The sequence below is a fragment of the Candidatus Marifrigoribacter sp. Uisw_064 genome (assembly GCF_047730175.1).
Classification (GTDB): Bacteria; Bacteroidota; Bacteroidia; order Flavobacteriales; family Flavobacteriaceae; genus Marifrigoribacter.
In genome coordinates this window covers 1394792-1421427 of the sequence record NZ_CP159833.1, presented here as the reverse complement: position 1 = coordinate 1421427, position 26636 = coordinate 1394792, and the positions used below count along the sequence as shown (strand labels likewise).

Annotated in this window: 26 protein-coding genes; 13 read left to right on the top strand and 13 right to left on the bottom strand. The window is 32.5% G+C overall.

Features of this window, described 5'->3' with window-relative positions:
- Positions 1-2 precede the first annotated feature (2 nt).
- Together ABXT64_RS06390 and mutY are read right to left on the bottom strand one after the other, a co-directional pair.
- Positions 3-452, bottom strand: coding sequence for a single-stranded DNA-binding protein (locus tag ABXT64_RS06390; protein WP_443634863.1), 450 nt, complete (start codon positions 450-452; stop codon positions 3-5).
- Positions 453-524: 72 nt separating this feature from the next.
- Positions 525-1610, bottom strand: a complete 1086-nt coding sequence (gene mutY, locus ABXT64_RS06385; RefSeq protein ID WP_443634861.1) for an A/G-specific adenine glycosylase — start codon at positions 1608-1610, stop codon at positions 525-527.
- 117 nt (positions 1611-1727) lie between these two features.
- On the opposite strand from mutY, the gene ABXT64_RS06380 reads away from it, so the two are divergent.
- The 4 genes from ABXT64_RS06380 to ABXT64_RS06365 all read left to right on the top strand — a co-directional run bounded on the left by ABXT64_RS06380 (position 1728) and on the right by ABXT64_RS06365 (position 6164).
- Complete coding sequence (locus ABXT64_RS06380) at positions 1728-2018, top strand: HU family DNA-binding protein (RefSeq protein WP_443634860.1); 291 nt, start codon at positions 1728-1730, stop codon at positions 2016-2018.
- 323 nt (positions 2019-2341) lie between these two features.
- Entirely contained in the window at positions 2342-3886 is a 1545-nt protein-coding gene (locus ABXT64_RS06375; RefSeq protein ID WP_443634859.1) for an Rne/Rng family ribonuclease, read from the top strand.
- A gap of 192 nt (positions 3887-4078) precedes the next feature.
- Entirely contained in the window at positions 4079-4555 is a 477-nt protein-coding gene (locus tag ABXT64_RS06370; RefSeq protein ID WP_443634857.1) for a regulatory protein RecX, read from the top strand.
- A 97-nt stretch (positions 4556-4652) separates the two neighbouring features.
- Positions 4653-6164 (top strand): T9SS type A sorting domain-containing protein, encoded by a 1512-nt coding sequence (locus ABXT64_RS06365; RefSeq protein ID WP_443634855.1) that lies wholly within the window; start codon positions 4653-4655, stop codon positions 6162-6164.
- A 252-nt stretch (positions 6165-6416) separates the two neighbouring features.
- On the opposite strand, the gene bioB is transcribed toward ABXT64_RS06365, so the two are convergent.
- The 5 genes from bioB to ABXT64_RS06340 form a co-directional block, all read right to left on the bottom strand.
- Complete coding sequence (bioB, locus tag ABXT64_RS06360; protein ID WP_443634853.1) at positions 6417-7514, bottom strand: biotin synthase BioB; 1098 nt, start codon at positions 7512-7514, stop codon at positions 6417-6419.
- Positions 7515-7583: 69 nt separating this feature from the next.
- Positions 7584-8984 (bottom strand): flotillin family protein, encoded by a 1401-nt coding sequence (locus tag ABXT64_RS06355; protein WP_443634852.1) that lies wholly within the window; start codon positions 8982-8984, stop codon positions 7584-7586.
- A gap of 4 nt (positions 8985-8988) precedes the next feature.
- On the bottom strand, positions 8989-9558 hold the full coding sequence (locus ABXT64_RS06350) for a hypothetical protein (protein WP_443634850.1): 570 nt from the start codon (positions 9556-9558) through the stop codon (positions 8989-8991).
- Between the two features lie 79 nt (positions 9559-9637).
- The gene (locus tag ABXT64_RS06345) at positions 9638-10789 is read right to left on the bottom strand and encodes a beta-ketoacyl synthase N-terminal-like domain-containing protein (protein WP_443634848.1); all 1152 of its coding nucleotides are present in this window, start codon (positions 10787-10789) and stop codon (positions 9638-9640) included.
- Positions 10790-10878: 89 nt separating this feature from the next.
- Entirely contained in the window at positions 10879-11445 is a 567-nt protein-coding gene (locus ABXT64_RS06340; protein ID WP_443634846.1) for a DNA-3-methyladenine glycosylase I, read from the bottom strand.
- Positions 11446-11601: 156 nt separating this feature from the next.
- Here ABXT64_RS06340 and ABXT64_RS06335 point away from each other — a divergent pair, with 156 nt between their 5' ends.
- Entirely contained in the window at positions 11602-12225 is a 624-nt protein-coding gene (locus ABXT64_RS06335) for a thioredoxin family protein (protein ID WP_443634844.1), read from the top strand.
- Between the two features lie 5 nt (positions 12226-12230).
- Here the strand turns inward: ABXT64_RS06335 and ABXT64_RS06330 are convergent, their stop codons facing one another.
- A complete protein-coding gene (locus ABXT64_RS06330; protein ID WP_443634843.1) occupies positions 12231-12917 on the bottom strand; it encodes a hypothetical protein in 687 nt (228 codons plus the stop codon).
- Between the two features lie 88 nt (positions 12918-13005).
- On the opposite strand from ABXT64_RS06330, the gene ABXT64_RS06325 reads away from it, so the two are divergent.
- Positions 13006-13908: a T9SS type A sorting domain-containing protein gene (locus tag ABXT64_RS06325; RefSeq protein WP_443634841.1), complete on the top strand. Its 903-nt coding sequence runs from the start codon at positions 13006-13008 to the stop codon at positions 13906-13908.
- Between the two features lies 1 nt (position 13909).
- Here ABXT64_RS06325 and truB read toward each other — a convergent pair whose 3' ends face one another.
- From truB to ABXT64_RS06305, 4 genes are all read right to left on the bottom strand, one after another.
- On the bottom strand, positions 13910-14602 hold the full coding sequence (gene truB / locus ABXT64_RS06320) for a tRNA pseudouridine(55) synthase TruB (protein ID WP_443634839.1): 693 nt from the start codon (positions 14600-14602) through the stop codon (positions 13910-13912).
- Position 14603: 1 nt separating this feature from the next.
- Positions 14604-15398, bottom strand: a complete 795-nt coding sequence (locus ABXT64_RS06315; RefSeq protein ID WP_443634838.1) for an undecaprenyl-diphosphate phosphatase — start codon at positions 15396-15398, stop codon at positions 14604-14606.
- Between the two features lie 6 nt (positions 15399-15404).
- Positions 15405-15662, bottom strand: a complete 258-nt coding sequence (locus tag ABXT64_RS06310; RefSeq protein WP_443634836.1) for a DUF3098 domain-containing protein — start codon at positions 15660-15662, stop codon at positions 15405-15407.
- A 145-nt stretch (positions 15663-15807) separates the two neighbouring features.
- Positions 15808-16686, bottom strand: a complete 879-nt coding sequence (locus tag ABXT64_RS06305) for a cell division protein FtsX (protein WP_443634835.1) — start codon at positions 16684-16686, stop codon at positions 15808-15810.
- Positions 16687-16815: 129 nt separating this feature from the next.
- On the opposite strand from ABXT64_RS06305, the gene leuS reads away from it, so the two are divergent.
- The 7 genes from leuS (at position 16816) to ABXT64_RS06270 (ending at position 26012) form a co-directional block, all read left to right on the top strand.
- Complete coding sequence (leuS, locus tag ABXT64_RS06300; protein ID WP_443634834.1) at positions 16816-19683, top strand: leucine--tRNA ligase; 2868 nt, start codon at positions 16816-16818, stop codon at positions 19681-19683.
- 48 nt (positions 19684-19731) lie between these two features.
- The gene (locus tag ABXT64_RS06295; RefSeq protein WP_443634832.1) at positions 19732-20421 is read left to right on the top strand and encodes a zinc metallopeptidase; all 690 of its coding nucleotides are present in this window, start codon (positions 19732-19734) and stop codon (positions 20419-20421) included.
- Positions 20422-20441: 20 nt separating this feature from the next.
- On the top strand, positions 20442-21071 hold the full coding sequence (gene pnuC / locus ABXT64_RS06290) for a nicotinamide riboside transporter PnuC (RefSeq protein WP_443634831.1): 630 nt from the start codon (positions 20442-20444) through the stop codon (positions 21069-21071).
- Entirely contained in the window at positions 21032-21592 is a 561-nt protein-coding gene (locus ABXT64_RS06285; protein ID WP_443634829.1) for an AAA family ATPase, read from the top strand. Before pnuC ends, ABXT64_RS06285 begins: the two co-directional genes overlap by 40 nt.
- A 124-nt stretch (positions 21593-21716) precedes the next feature.
- Positions 21717-23264 (top strand): DUF4301 family protein, encoded by a 1548-nt coding sequence (locus ABXT64_RS06280; protein ID WP_443634828.1) that lies wholly within the window; start codon positions 21717-21719, stop codon positions 23262-23264.
- Positions 23264-23668, top strand: coding sequence for an alternative ribosome rescue aminoacyl-tRNA hydrolase ArfB (gene arfB, locus ABXT64_RS06275; RefSeq protein WP_443634826.1), 405 nt, complete (start codon positions 23264-23266; stop codon positions 23666-23668). Before ABXT64_RS06280 ends, arfB begins: the two co-directional genes overlap by 1 nt.
- 166 nt (positions 23669-23834) lie before the next feature.
- Positions 23835-26012, top strand: coding sequence for a TonB-dependent receptor (locus ABXT64_RS06270; protein ID WP_443634824.1), 2178 nt, complete (start codon positions 23835-23837; stop codon positions 26010-26012).
- On the opposite strand, the gene ABXT64_RS06265 is transcribed toward ABXT64_RS06270, so the two are convergent.
- A complete protein-coding gene (locus ABXT64_RS06265) occupies positions 26009-26443 on the bottom strand; it encodes a hypothetical protein (RefSeq protein ID WP_443634822.1) in 435 nt (144 codons plus the stop codon). The two genes, ABXT64_RS06270 and ABXT64_RS06265, sit on opposite strands and share 4 nt — an antisense overlap.
- Positions 26444-26636 lie beyond the last annotated feature (193 nt).

The window sequence follows — 26636 nt, the reverse complement described above, 5'->3', positions numbered from 1 at the left end:
AATTAAAAAGGTAAATCATCATTTGTAGGCTCATCAACTGGAGCTTCAACCTTGGGCTGTGGAGTGTTTTCACTTTGATTTCCACCTGTATTTTGCTGCGCTCCGCCTGACTCATTTTTAGGACTTAAAAATGTAAAATCGGCACATTGAATTTCTGTACTATAACGATCTAAACCTTTATCATCTTGCCATTTACGTGTCTTTAAACGACCTTCGATGTATACTTTATCTCCTTTTTTAAGGTATTTTTCGCAAATTTCAGCCGCTTTATTTCTAACAACAATGTTATGCCACTCTGTGTTACTTACTTTTTCACCTGTAGTTTTATTGGTATATGTTTCATTCGTTGCAAGTGGAAATCTACCAATACTCCCGCCTCCTTCAAAATAATGCATTTTAACCTCATCTCCTGTATGTCCAATCAACATTACCTTATTTACAGTTCCACTCATCGTGTTTATTTTAATTAATTTGCAAAGTTATATTATGTGTCTTAAATATAAGGATTTTTTTCAATTATTAAATCAATCATTTTCTTTATTAATTTCCTCTTTCTGAAAGAATTCTGAAATAAAATTTTCAATAAGTACTGGTACAGGATACTCTAAAATTAAATCAATATTTATGCTTTTTTCTGCGGTGTCTATCATTTCAGCTATCCAAAATTGGGTGTGTAAATTTCTATGCGATAGTTTATGAATAATAGGCGTTTCATTATATTTAGTGATCGATTCTATTTGATATTTTGAGATTAGTCCTTTGTATTCTTTTAATTCAATTAATTGATCATAGTTTATTCCTGAATTAGATTCAATTAAAGGAAATTCATATAGTTGTTGCCATATTCCTTTTTTAGTCCGTTTATTTAATACTGTCATATTCATATCAGAAACCATTACAATATAATTAAAGTATTGATCCTTAACTTTTGTCTTTTTAAGTTTTACTGGCAATTCTTTTACTTTCTTTTTCTGAAATGCCAGGCATTTGTCATTAAAAATACACGAAGTACAATCTGGATTTTGAGGCATACAATATCGGGCTCCAAATTCCATAATAGCTTGATTATAGTTGCCCGGATTTTGTTCGTCAATAAGTTCTTGAGCCAATAATTTAAAATCCTTTATTCCTTTAGTACTATTAATAGGTGTATCTATATTGAAGACTCTAGACAGTACTCGGTATACATTTCCATCGACCACAGCAGTGGGTTCATTAAAACAAATGGAAGCAATAGCACTTGCAGTATAATCTCCAACCCCTTTTAATTGCAAAAGGTCTTTATAATTAGTAGGGAATACTCCTTTTAATTCTTCTGAAACATACTTTGCAGTAATATGTAAGTTTCTTGCCCTAGAATAATATCCTAATCCTTGCCAAAGTTTTAGCACCTCCTCTTCTGAAGCATTTGCAAGGTCCTCAACCTTGGGAAATGTTACGCAAAATTTCATATAATAGGGTAATCCCTGCGCAACACGAGTTTGTTGAAGCATTATTTCTGACAGCCAAATTTTATATGGATCAATAGTCTCTCTCCATGGAAGCGCGCGCTTATTTTCCATGTACCACGATATGAGTCTTTTAGGGAAAAAAGAAGCGGTTTTTGCCATTTAGCTAAAATAGCTTTATCTATTTATATTTTAATGGTTTAAGGTTTGATTTTTTGATTATAAAAACCTTATCTTTGCCATCTTGAATTTAAAAATTAATTTTAAAAAAATTGAATAATGACTAAAGCAGATATTGTAGCTAAAATTTCAGACAAATTAGGAATTGAAAAGGGTGATGTACAAGCTACTGTTGAAACATTTATGAATGAAGTTAAAACTTCTTTAGAAGGTGGAGACAATGTTTATTTAAGAGGTTTTGGAAGTTTTATCGTTAAGAAAAGAGCTGAGAAAACAGGAAGAAACATTTCTAAAAACACAACAATTAAAATTCCTGCACATAATATCCCTGCATTTAAACCTGCAAAAGTATTTGTAGAAGGAGTAAAGACAAACGTTAAAGTAAAATAATAACTTTTAAATAATATTTCTATGCCAAGCGGTAAAAAGAGAAAAAGACATAAGGTAGCGACACATAAGCGTAAGAAAAGAAGACGCGCTAATCGTCACAAGAAAAAGTAGTTTCATACTACTTTTTTATTTTAATAAGAAAATGAAAATCGTTCTTTGAAAATGAAATTGCAATGTTTTATACCTTAAAACAGCGTAATTTCGACGGGTTTAAAATAATACCTATTTATATAGGTATAAACCTGTGAAATTTATTGTTTAATCCATCTGTCCCATAATTATTTATTTATAAATAGGTTGAGACGGATAAAAATTAATAACACGTGAACTACGAATTATTTATTAGATCCAGTTCGCAAGAAGTTGATTTTGCCCTTTTAAAAGATGGAAGACTAGTAGAATTACATAAAGAAGAAGAGAATAATAACTTTTCGGTAGGTGATGTGTTTATCGCCAAAACCCGAAAAGTAGTTCCTGGTCTTAATGCTACATTTGTTAATGTAGGATATGAAAAAGATGCATTTTTGCATTATCATGACCTTGGTCCAAAAATCCCTTCCCTTTTGAAATTCGTCAAAAGTGTAAGCACAGGTAAACTTAAAGATTATTCTTTAAAAGATTTCCCATTTGAAAAAGAGATTGATAAAAACGGTAGCATTAAAAATGCGATCAAATCTAATCAATCTACTTTGGTACAAATCGTTAAAGAACCTATATCCACTAAAGGACCAAGAATAAGTTCAGAGCTTTCAATAGCCGGACGTTATATTGTTTTAGTTCCTTTTTCAGATCGTGTTTCTATTTCTCAAAAAATAGAATCTAGAGAAGAAAAAGAGCGATTAAAGCGCTTGGTAACAAGTATAAAACCTAAAGGATTTGGTGTTATTATACGTACAGTAGCAGAGGGCAAAAAAGTAGCAGAACTGGATAAAGATTTACAAAATCTTATGGATCGCTGGACAGCGATGTGTAAAAAGCTACGAGGAGCACACCTTCCTTCAAAGGTGTTAAGTGAGTTAAATAGAGGTGCATCTATAATTCGAGATATTTTCAACGATTCCTTTTCGTCAATTTATATCGATGATGAAACTTTATACTTACAAATAAAAGATTATGTGCAAGAAATTGCACCTAAGAAAGAGAATATTGTTAAGTTGTATAATTCTAAAGTTCCCATGTTTGAAAAATTTGGGATAGAACGTCAAATCAAAACATCTTTCGGTACAACTGTATCAGGTAGTAAAGGAACCTACTTAGTGATAGAACACACCGAAGCATTGCATGTAATAGACGTTAATAGCGGAAACCGAAGTAATAAGTCACAAAATCAAGAGGACACCGCATTAGAAGTAAACTTAATAGCCGCCACAGAAGTAGCACGTCAATTAAGGCTGCGCGATATGGGAGGAATAATAGTGGTAGATTTTATCGATTTGGCAACAGCTAATAATCGTAAAACACTTTTTAATCATCTTCGTGATGAAATGAGTGATGATAGAGCAAAACACAAAATATTACCTCCAAGTAAATTTGGATTAATTCAAATTACAAGACAACGTGTACGTCCTGAAATGAACATTAAAACCGTAGAAGAAAACCCTAATGGTGGGCAGACTGAAGAGGTTGAAGCTCCAATTGTACTGGTAAACAAAATGTCTGAAGAGTTAAAACAACTCTTCAAAAAAGACTATAAAAAGGTGACATTAAACACACATCCTTTTATAGCAGCCTTTTTAACTAAAGGATTTCCATCTGTGCAAGCCAAGTGGTTCTTGGAGCACAAAAAATGGGTGAAAATACAACCAAGAGATGCTTACACATATCTAGAGTACCACTTTTTGGATAAGAAAGGTGATACTATTAAATAACCATAAAACCCTCCCTAACTTAATGTTTTGGAGGGTTTTTTATTTTTGGACGTTTCCGTACTCCAAAAGTACGGTCGGGCTTGTAGCCCGTATTGAGCGTTGTCGAAATGCTATATCTTTTTTTTACAAAAAAGGATGCCGCTTCAATCCCTAACGCGAGTAAATGAATAAAAATATCCTTAATTTCACCACGTGAATACCTCTAAAACATACACGGTTGCCGAAGCCCAAACTAGAATGGAAGGCTATTGTGCGTACCAAGAACGTTGTCATAAAGAAGTAGAGCAGAAACTTCGAGAAATGAAAATGATTCCTCAAGCTTCTGAAATCATTATTGGTCATTTACTACAGCATAATTTCTTAAATGAGTCGCGTTTTTCACAAGCTTTTGCCCGTGGTAAATTCAACCATAAAAAATGGGGGAAACGTCGCATTGTTTCTGAATTAAAAAGTAGGTATATTTCAGAATACAATATAAGACTCGCTCTAAAAGAAATTAGCGAAGCAGACTACTTAAGTACTTTTGATACCTTATCTGAAAAGAGGTTTAACCAATTAGATTCAGAAAAAAACCTTCAGAAAAAAAGAAAGAAATTTATCGATTATTTACTCTATAGAGGATGGGAAACCCACCTCATCTATGAAAAATCGAGGGAGTTGATTAAATAAATTTGTATCTTTATAAAACTCCCCCATTTGTTTTATGAAAAAATTCACTTTATTATTCTTCTTATTCATTTCAAGCTATAGCTATAGCCAAGAAATTATGAACTTTTATATAGAACCCAATGGAGAAAATGAAGTTGCTTTATATACGTTGGTGCATGACAATACATTATCTACCTATAGTAATTTTACTATAAGTACTATAGACAATACTATTACGGTTGCAATGTGTTATTTAAATTCTTCTGCTACCCAAGAAACTTTTGACCAACAAACACATGATTTAAGTTTACCTATTGGATATAATACTTACACTATTATTGTAGAATTATATGGTGATGGCGATAATTTACCCCCTTGTTCTTATACAAATTTTGATGATACAGGATCCATTACTTTTGATTATCCCTATGATAATACAGCAACTACCTATATACCAGATAATGTCTTTGAAGATTATTTAGAAGATTTTGGTTTTGGTGATAATGTTGCAAATAACGATTTGGTGTTTACTCATAGAATAGAAAATATGACAAATCTTTTCTTGAATAATATTCCAGAAGATATTTATAGCTTAGTAGGTATTAAATATTTTAAAGAACTTAAAGATTTACGTTGTAATAATCATCAAATAACTAGTTTAGATACCTCAGAAAATGTAAAATTAGAATGGTTGTGGTGTAATGGCAATCCTATATCATTGTTAAATATTACAAACAATATTAATTTAACTTGGCTACAGGCATATGATATGAACCTCTCAGAGATTGATGTGTCTCAAAATATTAATTTAGAAATATTAAGTGTTCAAAGTAATAATCTAAATAATATTGATATATCACAAAATTTACAATTAAAAACAGTATCAATTAGCTCAAATAACATTGAAAATATTGACATTTCTAATAATATTGCTTTAGAAAGATTTTCTTGTAGCAATACATTAATAACTTCATTAAATACAAGTAATAATGTTAATTTAAAAGGTTTATCCTTTAATGACAGTTTAATTCCAGAAATTGATTTGTTAAATAATATATTATTAGAATCATTGGATTTTAAAAATAGTATGATAACAAATATAGATGTATCTAGTTTGGTGAATCTAGAACTAATATCGGCTTGGGATAGTCAATTAACAACATTAGATTTAAGCAACAATCCTCAATTAGAAAGTGTTTTTCTGTTTAATAATGCTTTAACTTCTTTAAATCTTAAAAACGGGAATAATGCTAATATTACAGGCTTAGCAACTCAGGATAATGTAGAGTTATTTTGTATAGACGTAGATGAACCTGATTTAGCACCTTATCCAGATTGGATTGTTGATGATTGGACTTCATTTAGTGAAGATTGTACTTTAGGTGTAAATGAATTTTCTCATGAGTCTATTACCCTACTCCCAAATCCTGTCTCAACAACCTTAATTGTAGATAATACTTCATCTACCCAAATAGAATCTATCAAAATTTATGATGTCTTAGGTAGATTGGTGCTTCAAAAAGATGAGCAATTTAATAGCATTGATGTATCACAACTTACTAGTGGCCTTTTGTTTGTAAAGATTGAAACAGAGCTAGGTGATATTACTAAAAAAGTGGTGAAAGAGTAAGATGAGATCCTGAACCAAGTTCAGGATGACAAGGTTGGTTCAGGAAGACAAATGCTTCTTAAATTTTTTTGTCATTCCGAATGCTAATGAGGAATCTCTGCTTAATTATAAAAAAGATTCTTCGGTCATTCTTCCCTCTGAAAGACAACTCTTTTGTCATCCTGCCCGTCCTCAAATGATTGGGGATTGATTCAGGATCCAGTCTGTTATTATGATAGATTCCCAGTCAAGCTGAGAATGACAAAATAACTTTTATTTAACCGCAGCTTTTGACTTCGCTTTCGCTTCTTCGTTACGTTCAATTTTATGATCTGGACGTGTCCAACGAGGTTTTTCACCCATATCCTTGTATTGCGAATCTTTCGCTTCTACCGTCTCGGGTTGCATAATATTGATAAATGGTTTCGATGGAATTAAACCTAGTGCATCGAACATTTTCATATCCTCATTTATATCTGGATTTGGAGTGGTCAATAATTTATTTCCAGCAAAAATAGAATTAGCACCCGCAAAGAAACACATCGCCTGTCCTTCTTGATTCATTTCAGTTCTACCTGCACTTAATCGTACTTGCGTTTTTGGCATTATAATTCTTGCCGTTGCTACCATTCGAATCATTTCCCAGATTTCAACAATTTGTTGTTCCTCCATAGGAGTTCCCTCTACAGGAACCAAGGCATTAATCGGCACTGATTCTGGATGAGGATCGAACGTCGATAATGAAACCAACATTCCTGCTCTATCTTCTACAGATTCTCCCATACCAATAATTCCTCCAGAACATACAGTAATATTTGTTTTACGTACATTCTCAATGGTTTGAATTCGGTCTTCGTATCCTCTTGTAGAAATTACTTTTTTATAATACTCTTCTGAAGTATCTAAATTATGATTGTAGGCATATAGGCCAGCTTCTGCTAAGCGTTGTGCTTGGTTTTCAGTAATCATACCCAAAGTACAACACACTTCCATATCGAGCTTATTAATGGTGCGAACCATTTCTAATACTTGATCAAACTCCTCACCATCTTTTACATTTCTCCATGAAGCTCCCATACAAACTCTCGAAGAACCTCCAGACTTTGCCTGTAACGCTTGCGCTTTCACTTGCTGCACACTCATTAAATCATTTCCTTCAATATCGGTATGATACCGAGCTGCTTGAGGGCAATAACCACAATCTTCTGGACATCCTCCTGTTTTTATGGAAAGTAAGGTTGAAACTTGCACCAAATTTGGATCGTGGTGTTCTCGATGAACGGTAGCAGCTTCATATAATAATTCCATAAGCGGCTTATTATAAATATCTAAAATTTCCTCTTTGGTCCAGTTGTGTTTTATTGTGCTCATATCCTTTTAATATATAGACCTGTATGAGTTACATACAGGTCTATTTTAACTATAATTTTAGCAAATTTACTATTCTTCTTCTGAAATCTCTCCCCTATTTTGAATATCTTTTCCTTTTAAATATTCAGGTAATTCCATTCCTGCCATATTAAACATTTCTTGCAATGGAGGCACCGATTTATACATTCCTGAGATAAAATTTGAAGTAGCTGTTTTGCCATCTTGTGAAGAGCCATTTTCCCAAACAGTGATCTTATCGATCTTAATGTTCTTAATCGCTTCTGCTTGAAGTTTAACTAATTCTGGAAGTTTATCTGCAATCAATAGTAATACCGCATCTTTAGCATTATCGCCTGCAGCCTGTACTATTTTATCTAATCCTTCTGCTTGTTTTGTTAATACTTCTAAAATACCCTGTGCTTCAGCTTGTGCTTTAAATAAGATTGCATCTGCCTCTCCTTTAGCTCTTCTTCTAATTTGTTCAGCTTCAGCTTCCGCATCAATCTCAACTTTCTTTTTATCGATTTCTGCAGGGACAATAATATCAGCCATTTGAGAACTTCGCTCTCTATCTGCTCTTGTGATTTCTGCATCTCTTTCAGCAATATAAGATTCTTCTAGTGCTTTCGCAGATTGAACTTTCTCAGAAGCTAGTGCGATACGTTCTGCTTCAGCTTCTCTTTGACGACGTAATGAATCTGAGTTTGCCACATTAATTTTGGCGATATTTTCACCTTCTACTGCCTGAGCATTTGCTGCTGCAACTTGAGTACGTTCATCCTGTACGGCATTTGCTTCTCCAATAGAACCATCTCTGTTTTTTTCAGCAACCGATTTACGTGCTGCATTTATAGCATGTGCTGCAGCCTCTTTTCCTAACGCTTCAATGTAGCCAGACTCATCAACAATATCTGTTATGTTTACGTTGATTAGTTTTAGACCTACTTTTTTAAGTTCAGACTCAACACTTTGAGAAATATTGGTTAAAAATTTGTCTCTATCTGAATTAATTTCTTCAATATCCATTGAGGCAACCACCAAACGTAATTGACCGAAAATAATTTCTTGTGCTAATTCTTGAATTTCATTCTGACCTAATCCTAATAATCGTTCGGCAGCATTTTGCATGATTCCAGGTTCAGTTGAAACACCAATGGTAAATCGAGAAGGAACATTCACACGAATGTTTTGCTTACTCAAGGCATTTACTAAATTTACTTCAATAGAAATAGGTGTTAAATCTAAAAACTGATAATCTTGAATTACAGGCCAAATAAAAGCCGCTCCACCATGGATACATTTTGCAGATTGTCCACCTCCTACTTTACCATACACCACTAAAATTCGATCGGAAGGACAGCGTTTATACCTTCTAATAAAAGATATAATAACAATAAAGAGAAATAAAATACCAAATCCAACAGCTAGAAGTGGCGCAAAAGATTCAACTTGTAAAAAATAAATACTCATATAGTTATATTTTTTTAACGATTAACATTCCATTTGTCGACACTTCCATAACTTTTACTACGGTGCCTTGTTTTAAATCCTCAGATTCATCACTTAAAGCATCTAATTCACGTAATGAACCTTGCACTTTAATTTGTATTTTACCTATACTAGAACGATTTGCTCCTAAGGTTATGTAAACTTCACCAATTTCATTTAAAGCATTTTTTAATAACAAATTTCCACTACTAGTTAATTTGCTTAAATAATAAAATAACGTAGCCATGAGTGTCATCATAATCAATCCGGAAGTCAAAGAAATTACTATGGTCGCTCCTTGTGACATTCCTTTGGAAATACAGGCAACACCTGACCATCCAAATATGGTAAAGAACCCAACTAAATTTTTAAATGACAAAAACTGAAAATCTATTCCAAGGTCTCCTTCAACATCCATATCGACATCACCTAAATCATCAACATCACCGCCAATCAAGGTCATAATCATTACAATAATAAAAATTGCTGACCCTATTAAGGCAATTACCCAATACACTTTTTCGAAGTTACTTAAGGCAGTAAACCAATCTCCCATTGTATTTTTTTTATGTTATTAAACGTATGTAATTTACTAAATAATTAAAGTATATCAACACTCTTTTTACTTAATTTACTTATTTAGAAACAATAATACTAACTGCATTTCCGCCAAAACCAACTGCATTAATCATGATATGATTTATACTATTTGGTATATTTTTTTGTAAGTAAAAAGGGTTGTGAATTACTTCTTGATGTTGCAACATTAAGAGTGCCATTTCTAGGCTCATCGCACCTGAAGCTCCAAAGGTGTGTCCGATCTTCCATTTATTAGTCGTTAAGAATGGAGGTTTTGTTACAAAAACTTTGTCAATTGCTTTTTTTTCAGCTACATCTCCCTTTACAGTTCCTGGCGCATGCATTACCAATACATCCACTGTTTCTAGGTTTGCATGCTGCAAAGCCATCTTCATGGAACGTTGAAAGCACAAAGCATCGGTTGTGATAGATATTGAATGAGATAAGGGTTCTGTAGCATATCCTACCCCCGAAATAATCGCTATTGTATTTTCTGAAACACCTCGTTCTAATAAACAAACTGAAGCAGCTTCACCTAACACTAAAGTATTACTCTTTTTATTAAAATTCATACTCTCACAAGGCATGTCGCCTTCTTTATTTGAGTATAATTTTAATGCCTCCATTTGTGCAATGGTAAAAGGTGTAAGTGGCGCTTCACTTCCTCCCACTAAAAATGCATCTGCCATTCCAGATTTCAACCACGCAACGCCATTAATCACTGACTGTAATGCTGTTGCACAAGTTATAGAGTGTGATAAAACGGGACCTTGTGATTGTAAATCTTGAGCAACCCACGAAGCTATATTCCCTAGGGTAGTTGTAGGTGATGTTCGCGTTTTTACTTTTCCTGTTTCAAGAAAATCTTGATGGTGCGCTTCAAATAATTGTGTTGCTCCTCGAGAAGATCCTAAATTAATCCCCATGGATTCAGAAGATATATTTGAATTTTTCAAAAGGTTTCTAGACGCTAAGATTGCAAATAAAACGGTTCGGTCTAAATATTTATACTTAGGATTCTCTTTTTTTAATTCAGCTAATTGATCTTCTATTGCTGAAGAAATAACACTAACCCATTGTTCTTTTTCTGAAAAAATTTTCTTCTGAAAAAATGTGTTTTCATTTTTATAATTATTCCATATGGTATTCGCATCAGTTCCTAATGCAGAAACTGAACTAAATTGAGTTATGGAAATAGGGGTTTTCAAGGCAAATATTGTTTACAACAAAAATACATGTTCTCAATAGGTATCATTGTTTTTTAGTGAGAATTATTCGAAAATATTTCCTTTAAAACTTAGGATAACTCCTTATGCCTAAAACAATCATGCGCATGATCATTCACTATTCCTGTTGCTTGCATATAAGCGTAAATAATAGTGCTCCCAACAAATTTAAATCCGCGTTTTTTCAAATCTTTACTTATTACATCACTTAATGGAGTATTCGCTGGCATTTCTGAACGGTTTTTAAAAGTATTTACGATTGGTTTACCCGCTACAAATCTCCAAATGTACTTGCTAAAACTTCCAAATTCTTTTTGTATTTCTATAAAGGCTTGTGCGTTAGATACCGCTGCTTTTATTTTGAGCTTATTCCGAATAATTCCTGCATCTTGTTGTAGAGTTTCCATTTTTTCTTGGCTGTATTTTGCTATTTTTTGATAATCGAATTGATCGAATGCCTTTCTAAAATTCTCGCGTTTTTTTAATACTGTAATCCAACTTAATCCTGCTTGAAAAGTCTCTAAAATTAGAAACTCAAATAAAGTATCATCATCATAAACTGGATCTCCCCATTCTTCATCATGATAAGCGATATATATAGGGTCTTTTTCGCACCAAGAACATCGTTTTTTTTCCATTCTTTTTTGTGTTTTTATATATTGTTTTTTATCTGTCACAAAGAACATCCTTACCAACATCTTTTTTGCAATTAAATCTATAATCACGAATGTTTTGTAAATTTGTAGAATAATCTAAAGTAGTAAGTTTTTTACAAATACTACGTCTTAATTGCTATGGAAAATAATACAGACACATTACAAAATGATGTTACTTCTTTAGTTAAAGAAAACATTTCAAAAGGAATAAATTACCAAGAATATAGAGAGTTAGTTGCGCAACATGTTGAAAAAGGAACTAGTACTGGACCTAATCAATCTGAAGAACTTAGTAATTATACCTTATTGAATCATTCTCGAATGAAACGATTAGATAAAACCACAAAGGTTTCAGAATCATTAGAAAAAATATATAGAGAGTATACAGGTGAGGTTACTTGGTTAGTCATTACAGAAAGTTGGTGTGGTGATGCTGCACAAAACCTTCCAATAATCAATAAGCTTGCTGAGCTTAATACAGGGATCGATTTAAAGATGATTTCCCGAGATGAAAATCCAGAATTAATGGACGCCTTTTTAACGAATGGCGCTATGGCTATTCCTAAATTAATAGCATTCGATAAAAACAAGAATGAAGTCATTGGTCTTTGGGGTCCAAGACCGACAGTCGCTACTCAAATGGTTGTAAATTATAAAAAAGAACATGGTAAATTAACTCCAGAGTTTAAAAAAGATTTACAGGTTTGGTATAACAAAGACAAAGGCCTAAGCACTTTTGAAGACTTAGCTGAACTTATTTAAATTAATTACTGTCCTGGAAAAATATACCTAATCGTTCCCAATTGTTTTGCTTTACTTAAATCGCTTGTAAAACGAGCACGTTTAGCGTATTCTATTGCACTTTCAATTAAACATTGATTAAAAGTGGTTGAGGTTTTTTTATTAAAAGAAGCTTTAACCACTTTTCCTTTAGCATTAACCTCAATATTCAACACTACTTTTCCAAAACCATCGCAAATGTAAATTGGATTTGGAAACACAATAGCCTTTCGTCCAACCAATAGAAAGCTATTGGTGCTATTTCTATCTTCTGTAGTTTTTATGGCTTCCTCTTTTATTTCTTTTTCCGGTTTTTCTGAAATTATTTCCGCTTCAATTACTGGTTTTTCTTTCGATTTTTCAATGGCCTCTTCCATTGCTAACAATTTATCATCGATACTTTCAGCAGGGGTTGATCGTTCATTTTCTAATTCAGAAATATACTTTTCATCTTCATTAAAAGCAGTATGTGTAGTCACTTCCACCTTTTCTAATGAAGATTCCAATAATTCCTCTTCTAATATATCTAGGACCTCAGCAGAGATTTCTATTTCATATTCTTCAATAACAGGAGCCTTTTCCTTGCCAAGTTTAATACCATATAACAGCAATACTAAATTACCAACCAAAAGGGCTGAAATGACTAATGCTTTATATGAATAATTGAAGTTCATAGCCCCAATGTACTATTTTTATAGAAAGACTTAAATATCCTTCAGAAAAAAATAATAAAAAGATAGTTAGATTTGTATCTTTAAGTCAATGAAAAAGAACATTTTTATCATCCTAGTTTTACTTTGCAGCTACAATTTAGCTGCTCAAATTGTAACCATTCCTGATGCAAATTTTAAAAATGCTTTGGTAAATTTTCCTGTTGTTGATTCTTCAGGAAATGGATTAGGTGATAGTTTTGCTGACACCAATGGTGATGGCGAAATTCAAGTTAGCGAAGCAGAGGCTATCATAAGTCTTATTGTTTCTTATTATGAAATCGTTTCTTTAGAAGGCATACAAAGCTTTAGCAATCTAGAAGTGCTGAAAAGCAGAGGTAATTTTGTTGAAACTGTGGATTTATCTCAAAATATTCAATTAGAATGGTTGCATCTTTCAACGAATCCATTAATCAGTATAGATGTGTCTCAAAATGTAAATTTAAAAATATTGTGGATCTATAATAACAGTCTTTCAAGCCTTGATGTCTCCCAAAATACCCAACTAGAATCATTGAGGTGTTATACCAACACTTTAACTGATTTAAATATCTCTAACGGGACTAATCTAATCCTTGAAAATTTTATTGCCTACGAAAACCCTTTTCTTGAGTGTATTGAAGTCGATGATATTGATTTTGCTACTAGTCAAACCCAATGGCAAATTGACGATGATGCTTTTTATAGTGATGATTGTAATTTTTCAATCAATGATTTTGAGGTAGAAACCATTTTAATTTATCCAAACCCTGTAAAAAGTATATTGAATTATACTATTGATAATTTTAAAATTGAAACGATTCAAATTTATAATTTACAAGGGGTTCTCTTAAAAAACGTAACTCTCCGAAGTGATACTACGAGTATTGATTTTTCTGAATTAGGTGCCGGAATTTATTTTTTGAAGTTCATTTCTGAGGGTAAAACACTTACTAAAAAAGTAATAAAAGAATAGCTTACTCTTTAAGTTGAGCCTCAAATTCTTCAATAGAGATGGCGTTATCAACTGAATATTTACCAATTTTAGTTCTGCGTAAACCTGAAAGATGTGCGCCATTTTTTAAAGCGATTCCAAAATCATGTGCTAAAGATCGAATGTAAGTTCCTTTGCTACAAACTACTCTAAATGCTACATTTGGCAAATCAATATTTGTGATTTCAAATTCTGAAATAGTAATGGTACGCTTCGGAATTTCAACTTCTTCACCTGCTCTAGCATATTCATACAGTCGCTTTCCGTCCTTTTTTAAAGCTGAAAAAATTGGAGGCTGTTGTTGAATTTCACCAATAAATTGATGTCTTGCATTTTGAATGTCTTCGGAAGTAATAGTAGAGGTATCAAAAGTCTGATCAATCTCAGATTCTAAATCATAACTCGGTGTGGTTGCACCTAAAGTGATGGTGCCTGTATATTCCTTTTCTTGTGCTTGATAGGTTTCAATTTGTTTAGTAAACTTTCCGGTACATAGAATCAATAAACCCGTCGCTAATGGATCTAAAGTCCCTGCATGCCCTACTTTAATTTTTTTAAGTTTGAATTGCATTCGTATTAACCAGCGCAATTTATTAACCACTTGAAAAGAAGTCCAATTTAATGGCTTATCAATTAGTAAAACTTTACCTTCTTTATATGCTTCTACTGAGTTCATTTTAATTGTATAGTCCTACTGAAATAGCGATAATACCGACCACTAAACAATAGATGGCAAAATAGATAAGTTTGCTTTTTTTCACAAGAGAAATCATCCAAGTACAGGCAACTAATCCACTTATAAATGCGGCTATAAATCCTAAGCCTAAGGTTGAAAAGTTGATTGCATCTGTTGTTAATTCACCTCCAATAATATCTTTTCCAATTTTTCCGAAGATTAAAGGGACTACCATCAAAAAAGAAAATCGAGCTGCTTTACTTTTATCATTTCCTAATAAAACAGAAGTGGAAATAGTTGCACCACTTCGAGAAATTCCAGGTAACATTGCTATTGCTTGAGAGATCCCTATTATAAAAGCATTTTTATAACTAACTTTTTTTCCTGTATTTTTAGAACGATCTGCAAGAAATAATAAGACCGCAGTTACGATTAACATAGCGCCAACGAAAGCTATGTTTCCTCCAAAAAAAGCTTCTAATTGTTCTTCAAATAACAAGCCTATAATAACAGCAGGAAGCATTGAAATAATGATTTTTAAAGAAAATTTCGTTTCACTATTCCATTTAAACTTTAATAATCCGCTTAGAAGTTCCCAGACATCTTTTCTAAAAACCACTAAGGTACTTAAGGCGGTTGCAAAATGTAAAACAACAGTAAAAAGAAGACTTTCTTCAGGAACAGAGGTGTCTCCTAAAATAGCTTTTCCAATTTCTAAATGTCCACTTGATGATACGGGAAGAAATTCAGTAAATCCCTGAATTATTCCAAGGATAATTGCTTCAATACTATCCATTATAGCTTATTTTTTTTTGTTGGGATTTAATAATATAGCATAGACTTCAATACCAAAACCTATTAAGATAAGTGCTGGAGCTAATCGAATACGTCTCCAACTATAGATTTCAGGATTAAAAACATTGGGGTCATCACTTCCTCCTCCTGCCATAAGGATAAAACCTACGGCAATAAAAGCAAGACCTATAAGCATAAACCTATAGTTTTTACGTTGAAAAATAAACTCGAATTTCGTTTCTTCTTTCCGTTTTTGTTCTCCCATAATATTACCTGCGAAGGCGGGTATCTTTTAATTTTTCTAAAGCTCTATATAAACTACTTGATTATTTACAGTTAGCTGAGCCATTTACTCTGAAGTAGCAACCTACAATTTAGGCAGGCACAAGGTAAATTTTTATTTTTAATTATTAATAATAAAGTTCATCGGTTCTAAGATTCAAAAATCGTTGTGTAGCGAAAAATGTACTTATCCAAGTAATAAAAACGCCCATCAAAAATATAAAAGCAAACAATGCTGTCAATAAAACTTTATCTTCTACTAATTGAAGTTCCGTAAAATTTTTATCAAGAAAATACAAAACAACAGCCATTCCAATCATGGCTAATATGGAGCCTAATATTCCTAAACGTACGCTTTTCCATATAAAAGGTCTTCGTATAAATTTTTTAGTAGCGCCCACCATTTGCATGGTTTTTATCGTAAAACGTTTTGCATATACCGAAAGCCTAATCGAACTATTTATTAAAAGCACCGCTATTAAAGTAAATATGGCACTAATTACTAATACCCAAAAACTGATCTTTTTCACATTATCATTTAATAATGCTATTAAAGGTTTGTCATAGACGATTTCTTCAACAAAGTCTTTTGTGCTGATTTCATTCGTTATTTCTTCCAATTTAGCTGAAGAAACATAATCTGCTAATAAATAAACATCAATGCTATTTTGTAAAGGGTTATACCCTAAAAACTCCATAAAATTTTCGCCTATCGTTTCACCGTGTTCTTCGGCAGCTTCTTCTTTTGAAATAAATTCAGCTGATTTTGTATACTCCGCTAATGCTAAACTTTGTTTTAGTTGTGTAATTTCAACTTCTTTGGCACTATCTTTTAAATAAATTGTTAAGGCAATCTTTTCTTTAAAATGGTCTGCCACTTTTTTCGTATTCAACACCAAAAGTCCTAATAAACCTAACAAAAACAACACTAAAGAGATACTTAAAACCACTGAAAAGTAAGAGGAAATTAGTCTGCGTTTTTGGTATTTTTCAAAAGAAGATGCCATATTTTAAAATTAAATTGAGGTGGTAAAAATACAATGAAATATTCTACAAACCATATAATTAGTTACAACGTATAAATTTTCGAATTTGTTATAATAAGTTTAAATTTGCCTTCTACAGAAAAGAATCTCATGAGCAAATATCATTTTAACGATATAGAACAAAAGTGGCAAAAATATTGGGCAGAAAATCAAACATTTAAAGCCGAAAACCCTGTCCTGAGCGGAGTCGAAGGGAATAGTGATAAACCAAAATATTATATTTTGGATATGTTTCCTTATCCTTCGGGAGCTGGATTACATGTTGGACATCCTTTAGGATATATCGCAAGTGATATTTATGCTCGTTATAAAAGACACCAAGGGTTTAATGTATTGCATCCTCAAGGATATGATTCCTTTGGGCTTCCTGCGGAACAATACGCAATTCAAACTGGGCAACATCCTCGAAAAACGACTGAGACAAACATTTCTCGCTATAGAGAACAACTAGATAGAATTGGTTTTTCATTCGATTGGAGTCGTGAAGTTAGAACGTCAAGTCCAGATTACTATAAATGGACCCAATGGATTTTTATTCAATTATTTGAATCTTGGTACTGTAAAGGTCATGAAAAAGCATTTCCGATTTCAGAATTAATAAAGATGTTTGAGGAAGAAGGAAATATAGGTGTAAATGCTGCTTGTGAAATGAAAATAAGCAAGTTTACTGCTGAAAAATGGAATTCATATTCAGAAGATAAACAAGAAAAAATATTACTTAAATACCGTTTGGCTTACCTAGCGGAAACCGAAGTTAATTGGTGTGCTCAATTAGGAACCGTATTAGCAAATGATGAGATTGTAAATGGAGTTTCAGAACGTGGTGGATTTCCTGTAGTTCGCAAAAAAATGACCCAATGGAGCATGCGTATTTCTGAATATGCTGAACGATTATTAGGTGGGCTTGAAACTATCGATTGCAGTGAATCTTTAAAAGAAACACAGCGTAATTGGATTGGAAAATCTGTTGGTGCTTCCGTTAAGTTTAAAGTAATTACAAAAGAAGATAAATTACATGGAGCTGTAATCGATGTATTTACAACACGCCCAGATACTATTTTTGGCGCAACATTTATGACGCTAGCTCCCGAACATGAATTAGTCGATAAAATTACCACCCTCGAACAACGTTTTGAAGTTTCAAAATACATCTCTTCCACTGCTAAAAAAAGTGAAAGAGAACGCATGGCTGATGTGAAAAATATTTCTGGAGTTTTTACAGGTGCTTATGCAAAGCATCCTTTTACAAAAGAGCCTATTCCTATTTGGATTGGAGATTATGTGTTAGCTGGCTATGGAACTGGAGCTGTAATGGCAGTACCTTGTGGAGATCAAAGAGATTATGATTTTGCCAAGAATTTTGATATTCCAATCAATAATATTTTTGAAGGAATTGATATTTCTGAAGAAGCTTATACTAACAAAGAAGCGACAATTATTGCAAATAGTGATTTTATTAATGGCCTGGGATATAAAGAAGCTACTGAAAAAGTAATTTCTGAACTTGAAAAATTAGGCTGGGGTGAGAAAAAAATAAATTATCGTTTACGTGATGCAGTATTCTCTAGACAACGTTATTGGGGAGAACCTTTTCCAGTGTATTATAAAGATGGACTGCCACAAATGATTGATTCAGCCCACCTTCCAATTCGTTTACCAGAGGTAGAAAAATACCTTCCAACTGAAACTGGAGAACCACCTTTAGGACGTGCCGATGTATGGGCTTGGGACACCAATACCAATGAAGTTGTATCCAATGAAAACCTAAGTACCACCAAAGGCATTTATCCATTAGAACTGAATACGATGCCAGGTTGGGCTGGGTCCAGTTGGTATTTCTTTAGATATATGGATGCCCAAAATGAAACTGAGTTTGCTTCAAAAGAAGCCATGAATTATTGGGGAAATGTCGATTTATATATTGGTGGTAGTGAACATGCTACAGGACATTTATTATACAGCCGCTTTTGGGTGAAGTTTTTACACGACAGAGGGTTTGTTAATGTTGATGAACCTTTCAAAAAGTTGATCAATCAAGGAATGATCTTGGGGGAAAGTGCCTTTGTAAACCGTATAGATGGTGAAAATAAATTTGTTTCTAAATCAAAAATTGAAGGTAAAAATATTCAACCTATTCATACAGATGTTTCTTTTGTAAATCTTTCAAATGAATTAGATATAGAAGCATTTAAAAAGTGGCGTAAAGATTTTAAAGATGCTGAATTCATCACCGAAGATGATGGTACATTTAAAGTCACTCGTGAAGTTGAGAAAATGTCTAAGTCAAAATATAATGTAGTCAATCCAGATTTTATTTGTGAAGAATATGGAGCGGATACACTACGTATGTACGAAATGTTTTTAGGCCCTTTAGAGCAAGCCAAACCATGGAATATGGCTGGAATTACAGGAGTGCATTCCTTCTTAAAGAAAACATGGCGTTTATTTCATTCAGGAACTGATGAATCATTTAATGTAACGAATGAAACAGCTTCAAAAGAGAGTTTAAAAACAGTACATAAAACCATTAAAAAAGTAACAGAAGACATAGAGAATTTCTCATTTAACACCTCTGTTTCTACATTTATGATTGCTGTAAATGAACTTACAGTTCAAAAATGTACTCAAAAAGAAATTTTAGAACCTTTAGTGGTGCTACTTTCTCCATACGCACCTCATATCGCTGAAGAGCTATGGAGTAAATTAGAAAATAACGATAGTATTTCGACAGCTAATTTTCCAATTTTTGATAAAAAACATCTAGTAGAAGACGCTAAAAAATATCCGATTTCGTTTAATGGTAAAATGAGATTTACATTAGACTTGCCTTTAAGTTTATCGAAAGATGAAATTGAAGCTGCAGTGATGGCTCATGAAAAAACAATTCATTATTTAGAGGGAAGAACACCTAAAAAAGTAATCGTAGTTCCAGGTAAAATTGTCAATATTGTAGGCTAATCCGTTTTTGCATAGATTTTGATATAAATTACATAAATAATAAAAACGATGATTGGATATTATATAATTGCAGGAGCCATTTTTTTAGTGAGTATGTATGTGAGTAATACTCTTAAAAGTAAGTTTAAGAAGTACTCACAAGTTCATCTTCAAAATGGATTAAGTGGAAAAGAAATAGCAGAGCGAATGCTCTCAGACAATGGCATTACTGATGTTAAGGTGATTTCTGTAAAAGGAATGCTTACAGATCATTATAATCCAGCAAACAAAACAGTAAACTTAAGTGAAGGAGTATATTCTCAAAGAAATGCAGCTGCAGCTGCTGTTGCTGCTCACGAATGTGGACATGCTGTACAACATGCAACAGCGTATTCTTGGTTACAATTACGTTCTAAGATTGTTCCAGCAGTTGGGGTTTCTAGTAAGATGTCGAACTTTGTCATTATGGCAGGATTAGTCTTATCTTTTACAGGGTCTGCTATAGGAAATGGTATATTTTTAATAGGAATCATACTATTTGCAGTAACAACTTTATTTACTTTCATTACACTTCCCGTAGAGTTTGATGCTAGTAAAAGAGCACTCGTTTGGCTAGAAGCTAATAACATGGTTACTCAGCAAGAATATGCTGGCGCAGAAGATGCTTTAAAATGGGCGGCAAGAACCTATGTTGTAGCGGCCTTAGGGTCATTAGCAACCTTACTTTATTTTATCAGTATGTTTATGGGAAGAAGATAATTAAACATTCCTTTTAAATTATGAATCAAATTTTTGATTTCCTTTTCGAACAATATGCAACGTATAATACGATGGATATTGTATTAGAAATCGTCGCTGTTTTTTTTGGTTTTTTATCGGTTTGGTTTTCAAAAAAGAATCACATTTTCGTATTCCCAACAGGAATGTTAAGTACTATAATTTTTGTGTATTTATTACTGAAATGGGAATTACTAGGAGACATGATGATTAATGGGTATTATTTTATCATGAGCCTCTATGGTTGGTATATTTGGACACATAAAACCAATGATCAAACTACTCCAATCACCCGTATAAATTCTAAAGAAAAGAAAATTTCAATCGGAATCTTTTTTTCCACCTTACTTTTCGTCTTTATTGTTTATAATGCTTTCGATAAATGGACCAGTTGGCTAGCCTATGTAGATACGCTAACAACCGCCATCTTTTTTGTAGGTATGTGGTTAATGGCAAAAAGGAAATTAGAGAATTGGATTTTTTGGATTATTGGAGATATTATATCTGTCCCTTTGTATTTTCACAAAGGGTTAATGTTTACTAGCTTTCAATACTTAGGATTTACATTTATTGCAATATTTGGATACCTCGCATGGAAAAAACACTTAAACAGCAGCAAAGTAATTGCTTAAAAGTTGTACTATTTGGCCCTGAATCTACAGGAAAAACTACACTTGCTAAACAATTAGCAAGACATTATCATTCAGTTTGGGTGCCAGAATACGCACGCGAATATTTACAAAATAAATGGAATAATGAGCGTAAAACTTGTGCTCAAGGTGATTTACTCCCTATTGCTGAAGGGCAAATGAAACTTGAAAATGATTTAGCTCAAAAGACAGATTCTGTTTTAATTTGTGATACGGATTTACTTGAGACAAAAGTCTATTCTGAAGCGTATTACGAAGGAATTTGCGATCCTCTTCTCGAAAAATACGCACTAGAAAATACATACGACATGTATTTATTAACCTACATAGATACGCCCTGGGAAGAAGACGATTTAAGAGATAAGCCCACCGAAAGAGAGGAGATGTTTTTAGCATTTAAGGATTCATTAAAGAAAAATAATAGACCTTTTGTGCTACTAAAAGGCTCAAAAAAAGAGCGTCTACAAAAAGCGGTTGAAGTCATAGATTCTTTGCTTAAATAATTAAAAAAAAACTTAAAAATTTATATTATCGAGAATGTAATTGATAATATTGATAATATGGAGAAAATCTTTCTTAATTTTGGATAATAGGATTTATTATAACATTCATTATTAAAAAAGAAAATTGAAAAAGAATTTAATCTTTTCTGAAAAGGATCTTAAACAAATAAAACAACACAATTTAACGCTAGAAAAAGTTAATCAGCAAAAGGCAACTTTTATAAATAGCATTCCTTTTGTTGAAGTAATAACTTCTGCTTCTGTTGGTAATGGAATTGAAGTTATTTCTAAAGATAATCAACAAAAACTAATAAGTTTCTATGAAGATAAAAAGGAATCTCTAGACATTGTGAAATTTGTACCGGCCTCTGGTGCTGCGACAAGAATGTTTAAGTTTTTACATTCTTTTTTAGAAGATTATAACCCAGAATTAGAGTCCATAAGCACCTATTTAAATGAAGGTGATAAAAAAGACCTTGAAACTTTTTTTAATTCATATAAAGATTTTGCTTTTGTTAATGATGTCCGAAAAAAAATTCGTGAAAAATATCCAGATTACAAACATGGAACAAAAGGAGTTAGATACCAATTATTTGTAAAAACCATGTTAGGAAATAAAGGACTTAATTTTAGTAATCTTCCTAAAGGTTTAATTCCTTTTCATAAATATCAAAAATATGCTACGACTGCTTTTGAAGAACAATTATTAGAAGCAGCCTATTTTGCATCAGTAGGTAATGATGTTTATTTACATTTTACTTTTTCAAAAAATCATGTCAATTTTTTTAAAGAGAAATTCAATGAAATAAAAACAAGGGTTAGTAAAAAGACCAAAAAAGAGTTTCATATATCATATTCATTTCAGAAAAATGAAACAGACACCATTGCGGTTCATTTTGATAATACTCCTTTCAGAAATAAAAATGAAGAATTGGTTTTTAGACCTTCAGGGCATGGTGCTTTATTAAGTAACCTTAATGAAGTAGATGCAGATGTTATCTTTATAAAAAATATTGATAATGTTGTTGCTGAAGAATATATTGAACCAATTTCTTATTATAAAAAAGTACTGGTTGGTAAAATGCTTTGGGTCCAGAAAAAAGTGTTTTCATACATAAAACTCCTCGATAACACAGAAATGTCTCTAGAATTATCCGCAGAAATAAAATCTTTCCTTTGGAATGAATTGAACATAAAAGATGTATTAATTGAAAAAGAAACAATTTTAGAGATCTTAAATCGACCTATTAGAGTCTGTGGTGTTGTAAAAAATACTGGAGCTCCTGGAGGTGGCCCTTTTTGGGTAAAAGATAGAATTAGTCAAACAACCTCTTTACAGATTGTCGAAATGTCACAAATTGACCCCCTCGATAATCACCAACAAACCATCATTAATGAAGCAACTCATTTTAACCCTGTAGATATTGTTTGTGGCATAAGGGATTATAAAGGAAATAAGTTTGATTTATCAAATTTTACAGATCCAAATTCAGGGATTATTACTGAAAAATCACAAGATGGAAAACCGTTAAAAGCACTAGAACTTCCTGGTCTATGGAATGGCGCAATGTCTAATTGGAATACCGCTTTAGTTGAAGTTCCTTTATTTACCTTTAATCCTGTTAAAACGGTGAATGACTTATTAAAAAAAGAACATCGCCCTAATGCATAATGAATATTGAAACCCTTCTTAAAGAACTTTCTTTTAAAGCCATACGAAGTAGCGGTGCTGGAGGGCAACATGTGAATAAAACGGCTTCAAAGGTTGAAGTAACTTTTTCGGTTTCTAATTCAGAAGCGATTTCCGATAGGGAAAAAATACGCGTCACCGAAAAGTTAAAAAATCGAATTACTTCAGAAGGAAATATCATTTTACAAAGCGGTAAAACAAGAAGTCAACACAAAAACAAAGCGATTGTAATAAAAAGACTTATTGATTTAATTGAAAAAAGTTTAATAAAAGCAAAACCTCGAAGAAAGACAAAACCTTCAAGAGGTTCGATTGAAAAACGGCTTACTTCTAAGCGTAATCAAGCCTTAAAAAAAAACAATAGAAAAAATCCTAAAATAGATTAGACTATTATACTTTTCTAATCTACCTTTGTCCCGTTCTCAAAAAAGGGGTGCCTAAATCGGCTGAGATCATACCCAATGAACCTAGAACAGGTAATGCTGTTTAGGGATTTTAGAAAAAATAAAACTTAGAATATTACCCCTTTTATTCGTAGAAAAACCAGAACGGATGAAAAAATTATATTGCTTACTAATCACTTTGAGTGCATCAACTTTTATGATTGCTCAAGAACCTGTTGCAGATACGACCAAACTAGAGACACTTGACGAAGTGCTTATTAAAGCAGTCCGAGTAGATGCAGATTCACCTATAACCCATTCTAACCTTGATAAAGAAGATTTAGCTAAAAGAAATCTAGGGCAAGATATACCTATTCTCCTTAATTTTTTACCTTCCGTTGTCACCACTTCCGATGCAGGTGCTGGTGTAGGTTACACAAGTTTTAGAGTTAGAGGAAGTGATGCTTCACGAGTGAATATTACATTAAACGGTATTCCTTATAATGATGCTGAAAGTCAAGGTTCATTTTTAGTAGATCTACCCGATTTTGCATCTTCTATTGAAAACCTTCAATTACAAAGAGGAGTTGGAACCTCAACAAATGGATCGGGGGCATTTGGAGCTAGTTTAAATATTTTGACTGATGCCATTTCAGAAAAAGCAAGGGGAGAAATATCTAATTCATTTGGTTCATTTAATACTAGAAAACATACTGTAAAGTTTAGTACTGGCTTACTAAAAGATCGTTTTGAACTAGCTGGACGTTTATCCAAAATAGCATCTGACGGTTATATAGATCGAGCATCATCAGATTTAAAATCATATTTCCTTCAAGCATCCTATAAAAGTGATAACACATTAATAAAAGCAATTGCATTTGGTGGAGTTGAAGAAACTTACCAAGCATGGAATGGTATTGACGCTGAAACCCTAGAAAGTGATAGAATATTTAATCCTTCAGGTAGTTATACAGATGAAGACGGAACCATTCAATTTCATGACAATGAAGTAGATCATTACTCACAAGATCATTATCAGTTTCATTGGAATCAAAAATTCAATACTAATTGGAGTGCAAATATTGGTTTAAATTATACCTACGGAAGAGGATATTTTGAGCAATACAAAGAAGATCAAGAGTTCGATTTTTATAATTTTGAACCTATCGAAATTGGAGGAGAAACAGTTAATACAACCGATTTAATTAGAAGAAGATGGTTAGACAATGATTTTTATGTAATGAATACTTCCATCACTTATAAAAATTCAAAAATTGATATAACTACAGGCTCATCTTATAGTTATTATGACGGTGATCATTTCGGTGAAGTTATTTGGTCTCAATTTGCGGGAAACTCACAACAAGGAGATCGTTATTACGAAGGAAATGGAGAGAAAAGAGAGTTTACAGTATTTTCGAAAGCGACGTATAGACTCAATAATAGATGGAGTATTTATGGTGACCTTCAAGAACGATTTGTAGATTATAGTACTTCTGGTTTGACTTCAGATAAAGAAGAACTTTTAGTGGATGAAAAATATAGCTTCTTTAATCCGAAAACTGGAATTTCATTTAAAATGAATCCTAAAAATCAATTCTATGCATCGTTTGGAAAAGCGCATAGAGAGCCTAATAGAAATGATTTTGAAAATGGTGTTAGCACTCCTGAAAAATTAGATGATTATGAATTAGGGTGGCGGTTTGTTTCAGAAAAAGCACATGTAAATACCAATTTTTACTATATGAACTATACCGATCAATTAGTACTGACAGGCGAATTAGATGATACTGGCGCAAGTAATAGAGCTACTAGCGGTAAAAGTTATAGAATGGGTCTTGAGATTGACGCCTCTGTTTCTTTGTTGAAAAATTTAACATATAGACCTAACCTAGCGATTAGTCAGAATAAAAATGAAGATTTTATTGCCTCAAAAGATGGCGCTTTAGTCAATTTAGGAAATACAAATATTTCCTTTTCTCCTTCGGTAATCGTTGGAAATGTAATTGAATATAGCCCCGTTAAAAACTTGCAAATTAATTGGCTTTCAAAATATGTAGGAGAACAATATATGGGTAATATCGATAGTGAAACATCAAAGCTTGACGCTTATTTTACAAACGATATTAATATAGTGTATACTTTTAAAAATGTTCCTTTTGTAGAGTCTATTGTTCTTTCAGGAATTGTAAATAATATCTTTAACGAGAAATATGTTTCTAACGGATATTTTTTCACTTATGATGATACTTGGAGTGAGCCTGATACAACAACAACTATTGAAGGGGCTGGTTATTACCCACAAGCAACCACAAATTTTATTGTAGGAGCAACTATTAAATTTTAATTAGATACAAATATATTATCTCCATTGCGTTCAATTCTATATTGTTGCATAGGATACAATGATTCGTCTGTTCTGTGTTTTCCCGTAACAATATCATATTCATGATTATCATTGGGACAAGGACAGGTTGCAATAATTCCAACAATACTCATACTTGAACAATCATTAGGAACATGGTTGGGATCGGTTAACTCTGAAGCTGTATATATTTCATTATTTACATTGTAAATAACAATTCCTTTTATTCCTTGGCTTGTAATAAAAACACTACTTCCTGGAAATTTTAAAGAATTATATTCTGGCAGGTTTAAATTTAGGTTTAAATTAACTAAAGGATCAAATAAATTAGGGTTACTATTTCTATTGTCATCACTACTACTACATGATAAAATAAATAAACCCAACATTAAAACTATTGCTGTCTGTTTCATGTGTATATAATATTTTTTTATCGGTCACATGCTGTTCGCTATGATTCACTCCTCTTGTGTGATAAACTTTTTAGCATACTCGTTTCATAATATAATTAAACATTCAAAATTAACGATTATGACTTTAATTAACCTTTATAATAGAATTAATTTTAATATTAACAGCATTATAACTTTTCAAAAACAGTAACTT

Coding starts and splice junctions, on each gene's coding strand:
- ABXT64_RS06390 (WP_443634863.1), bottom strand. CDS start 452: ATGAGTGGAACTGTAAATAAGGTAATGTTGATTGGACATACAGGAGAT.
- mutY (WP_443634861.1), bottom strand. CDS start 1,610: ATGGCAAAAACCGCTTCTTTTTTCCCTAAAAGACTCATATCGTGGTAC.
- ABXT64_RS06380 (WP_443634860.1), top strand. CDS start 1,728: ATGACTAAAGCAGATATTGTAGCTAAAATTTCAGACAAATTAGGAATT.
- ABXT64_RS06365 (WP_443634855.1), top strand. CDS start 4,653: ATGAACTTTTATATAGAACCCAATGGAGAAAATGAAGTTGCTTTATAT.
- bioB (WP_443634853.1), bottom strand. CDS start 7,514: ATGAGCACAATAAAACACAACTGGACCAAAGAGGAAATTTTAGATATT.
- ABXT64_RS06355 (WP_443634852.1), bottom strand. CDS start 8,984: ATGAGTATTTATTTTTTACAAGTTGAATCTTTTGCGCCACTTCTAGCT.
- ABXT64_RS06350 (WP_443634850.1), bottom strand. CDS start 9,558: ATGGGAGATTGGTTTACTGCCTTAAGTAACTTCGAAAAAGTGTATTGG.
- ABXT64_RS06340 (WP_443634846.1), bottom strand. CDS start 11,445: ATGGAAAAAAAACGATGTTCTTGGTGCGAAAAAGACCCTATATATATC.
- ABXT64_RS06335 (WP_443634844.1), top strand. CDS start 11,602: ATGGAAAATAATACAGACACATTACAAAATGATGTTACTTCTTTAGTT.
- ABXT64_RS06330 (WP_443634843.1), bottom strand. CDS start 12,917: ATGAACTTCAATTATTCATATAAAGCATTAGTCATTTCAGCCCTTTTG.
- ABXT64_RS06325 (WP_443634841.1), top strand. CDS start 13,006: ATGAAAAAGAACATTTTTATCATCCTAGTTTTACTTTGCAGCTACAAT.
- truB (WP_443634839.1), bottom strand. CDS start 14,602: ATGAACTCAGTAGAAGCATATAAAGAAGGTAAAGTTTTACTAATTGAT.
- ABXT64_RS06315 (WP_443634838.1), bottom strand. CDS start 15,398: ATGGATAGTATTGAAGCAATTATCCTTGGAATAATTCAGGGATTTACT.
- ABXT64_RS06310 (WP_443634836.1), bottom strand. CDS start 15,662: ATGGGAGAACAAAAACGGAAAGAAGAAACGAAATTCGAGTTTATTTTT.
- ABXT64_RS06305 (WP_443634835.1), bottom strand. CDS start 16,686: ATGGCATCTTCTTTTGAAAAATACCAAAAACGCAGACTAATTTCCTCT.
- leuS (WP_443634834.1), top strand. CDS start 16,816: ATGAGCAAATATCATTTTAACGATATAGAACAAAAGTGGCAAAAATAT.
- ABXT64_RS06295 (WP_443634832.1), top strand. CDS start 19,732: ATGATTGGATATTATATAATTGCAGGAGCCATTTTTTTAGTGAGTATG.
- pnuC (WP_443634831.1), top strand. CDS start 20,442: ATGAATCAAATTTTTGATTTCCTTTTCGAACAATATGCAACGTATAAT.
- ABXT64_RS06285 (WP_443634829.1), top strand. CDS start 21,032: ATGGAAAAAACACTTAAACAGCAGCAAAGTAATTGCTTAAAAGTTGTA.
- arfB (WP_443634826.1), top strand. CDS start 23,264: ATGAATATTGAAACCCTTCTTAAAGAACTTTCTTTTAAAGCCATACGA.
- ABXT64_RS06270 (WP_443634824.1), top strand. CDS start 23,835: ATGAAAAAATTATATTGCTTACTAATCACTTTGAGTGCATCAACTTTT.
- ABXT64_RS06265 (WP_443634822.1), bottom strand. CDS start 26,443: ATGAAACAGACAGCAATAGTTTTAATGTTGGGTTTATTTATTTTATCA.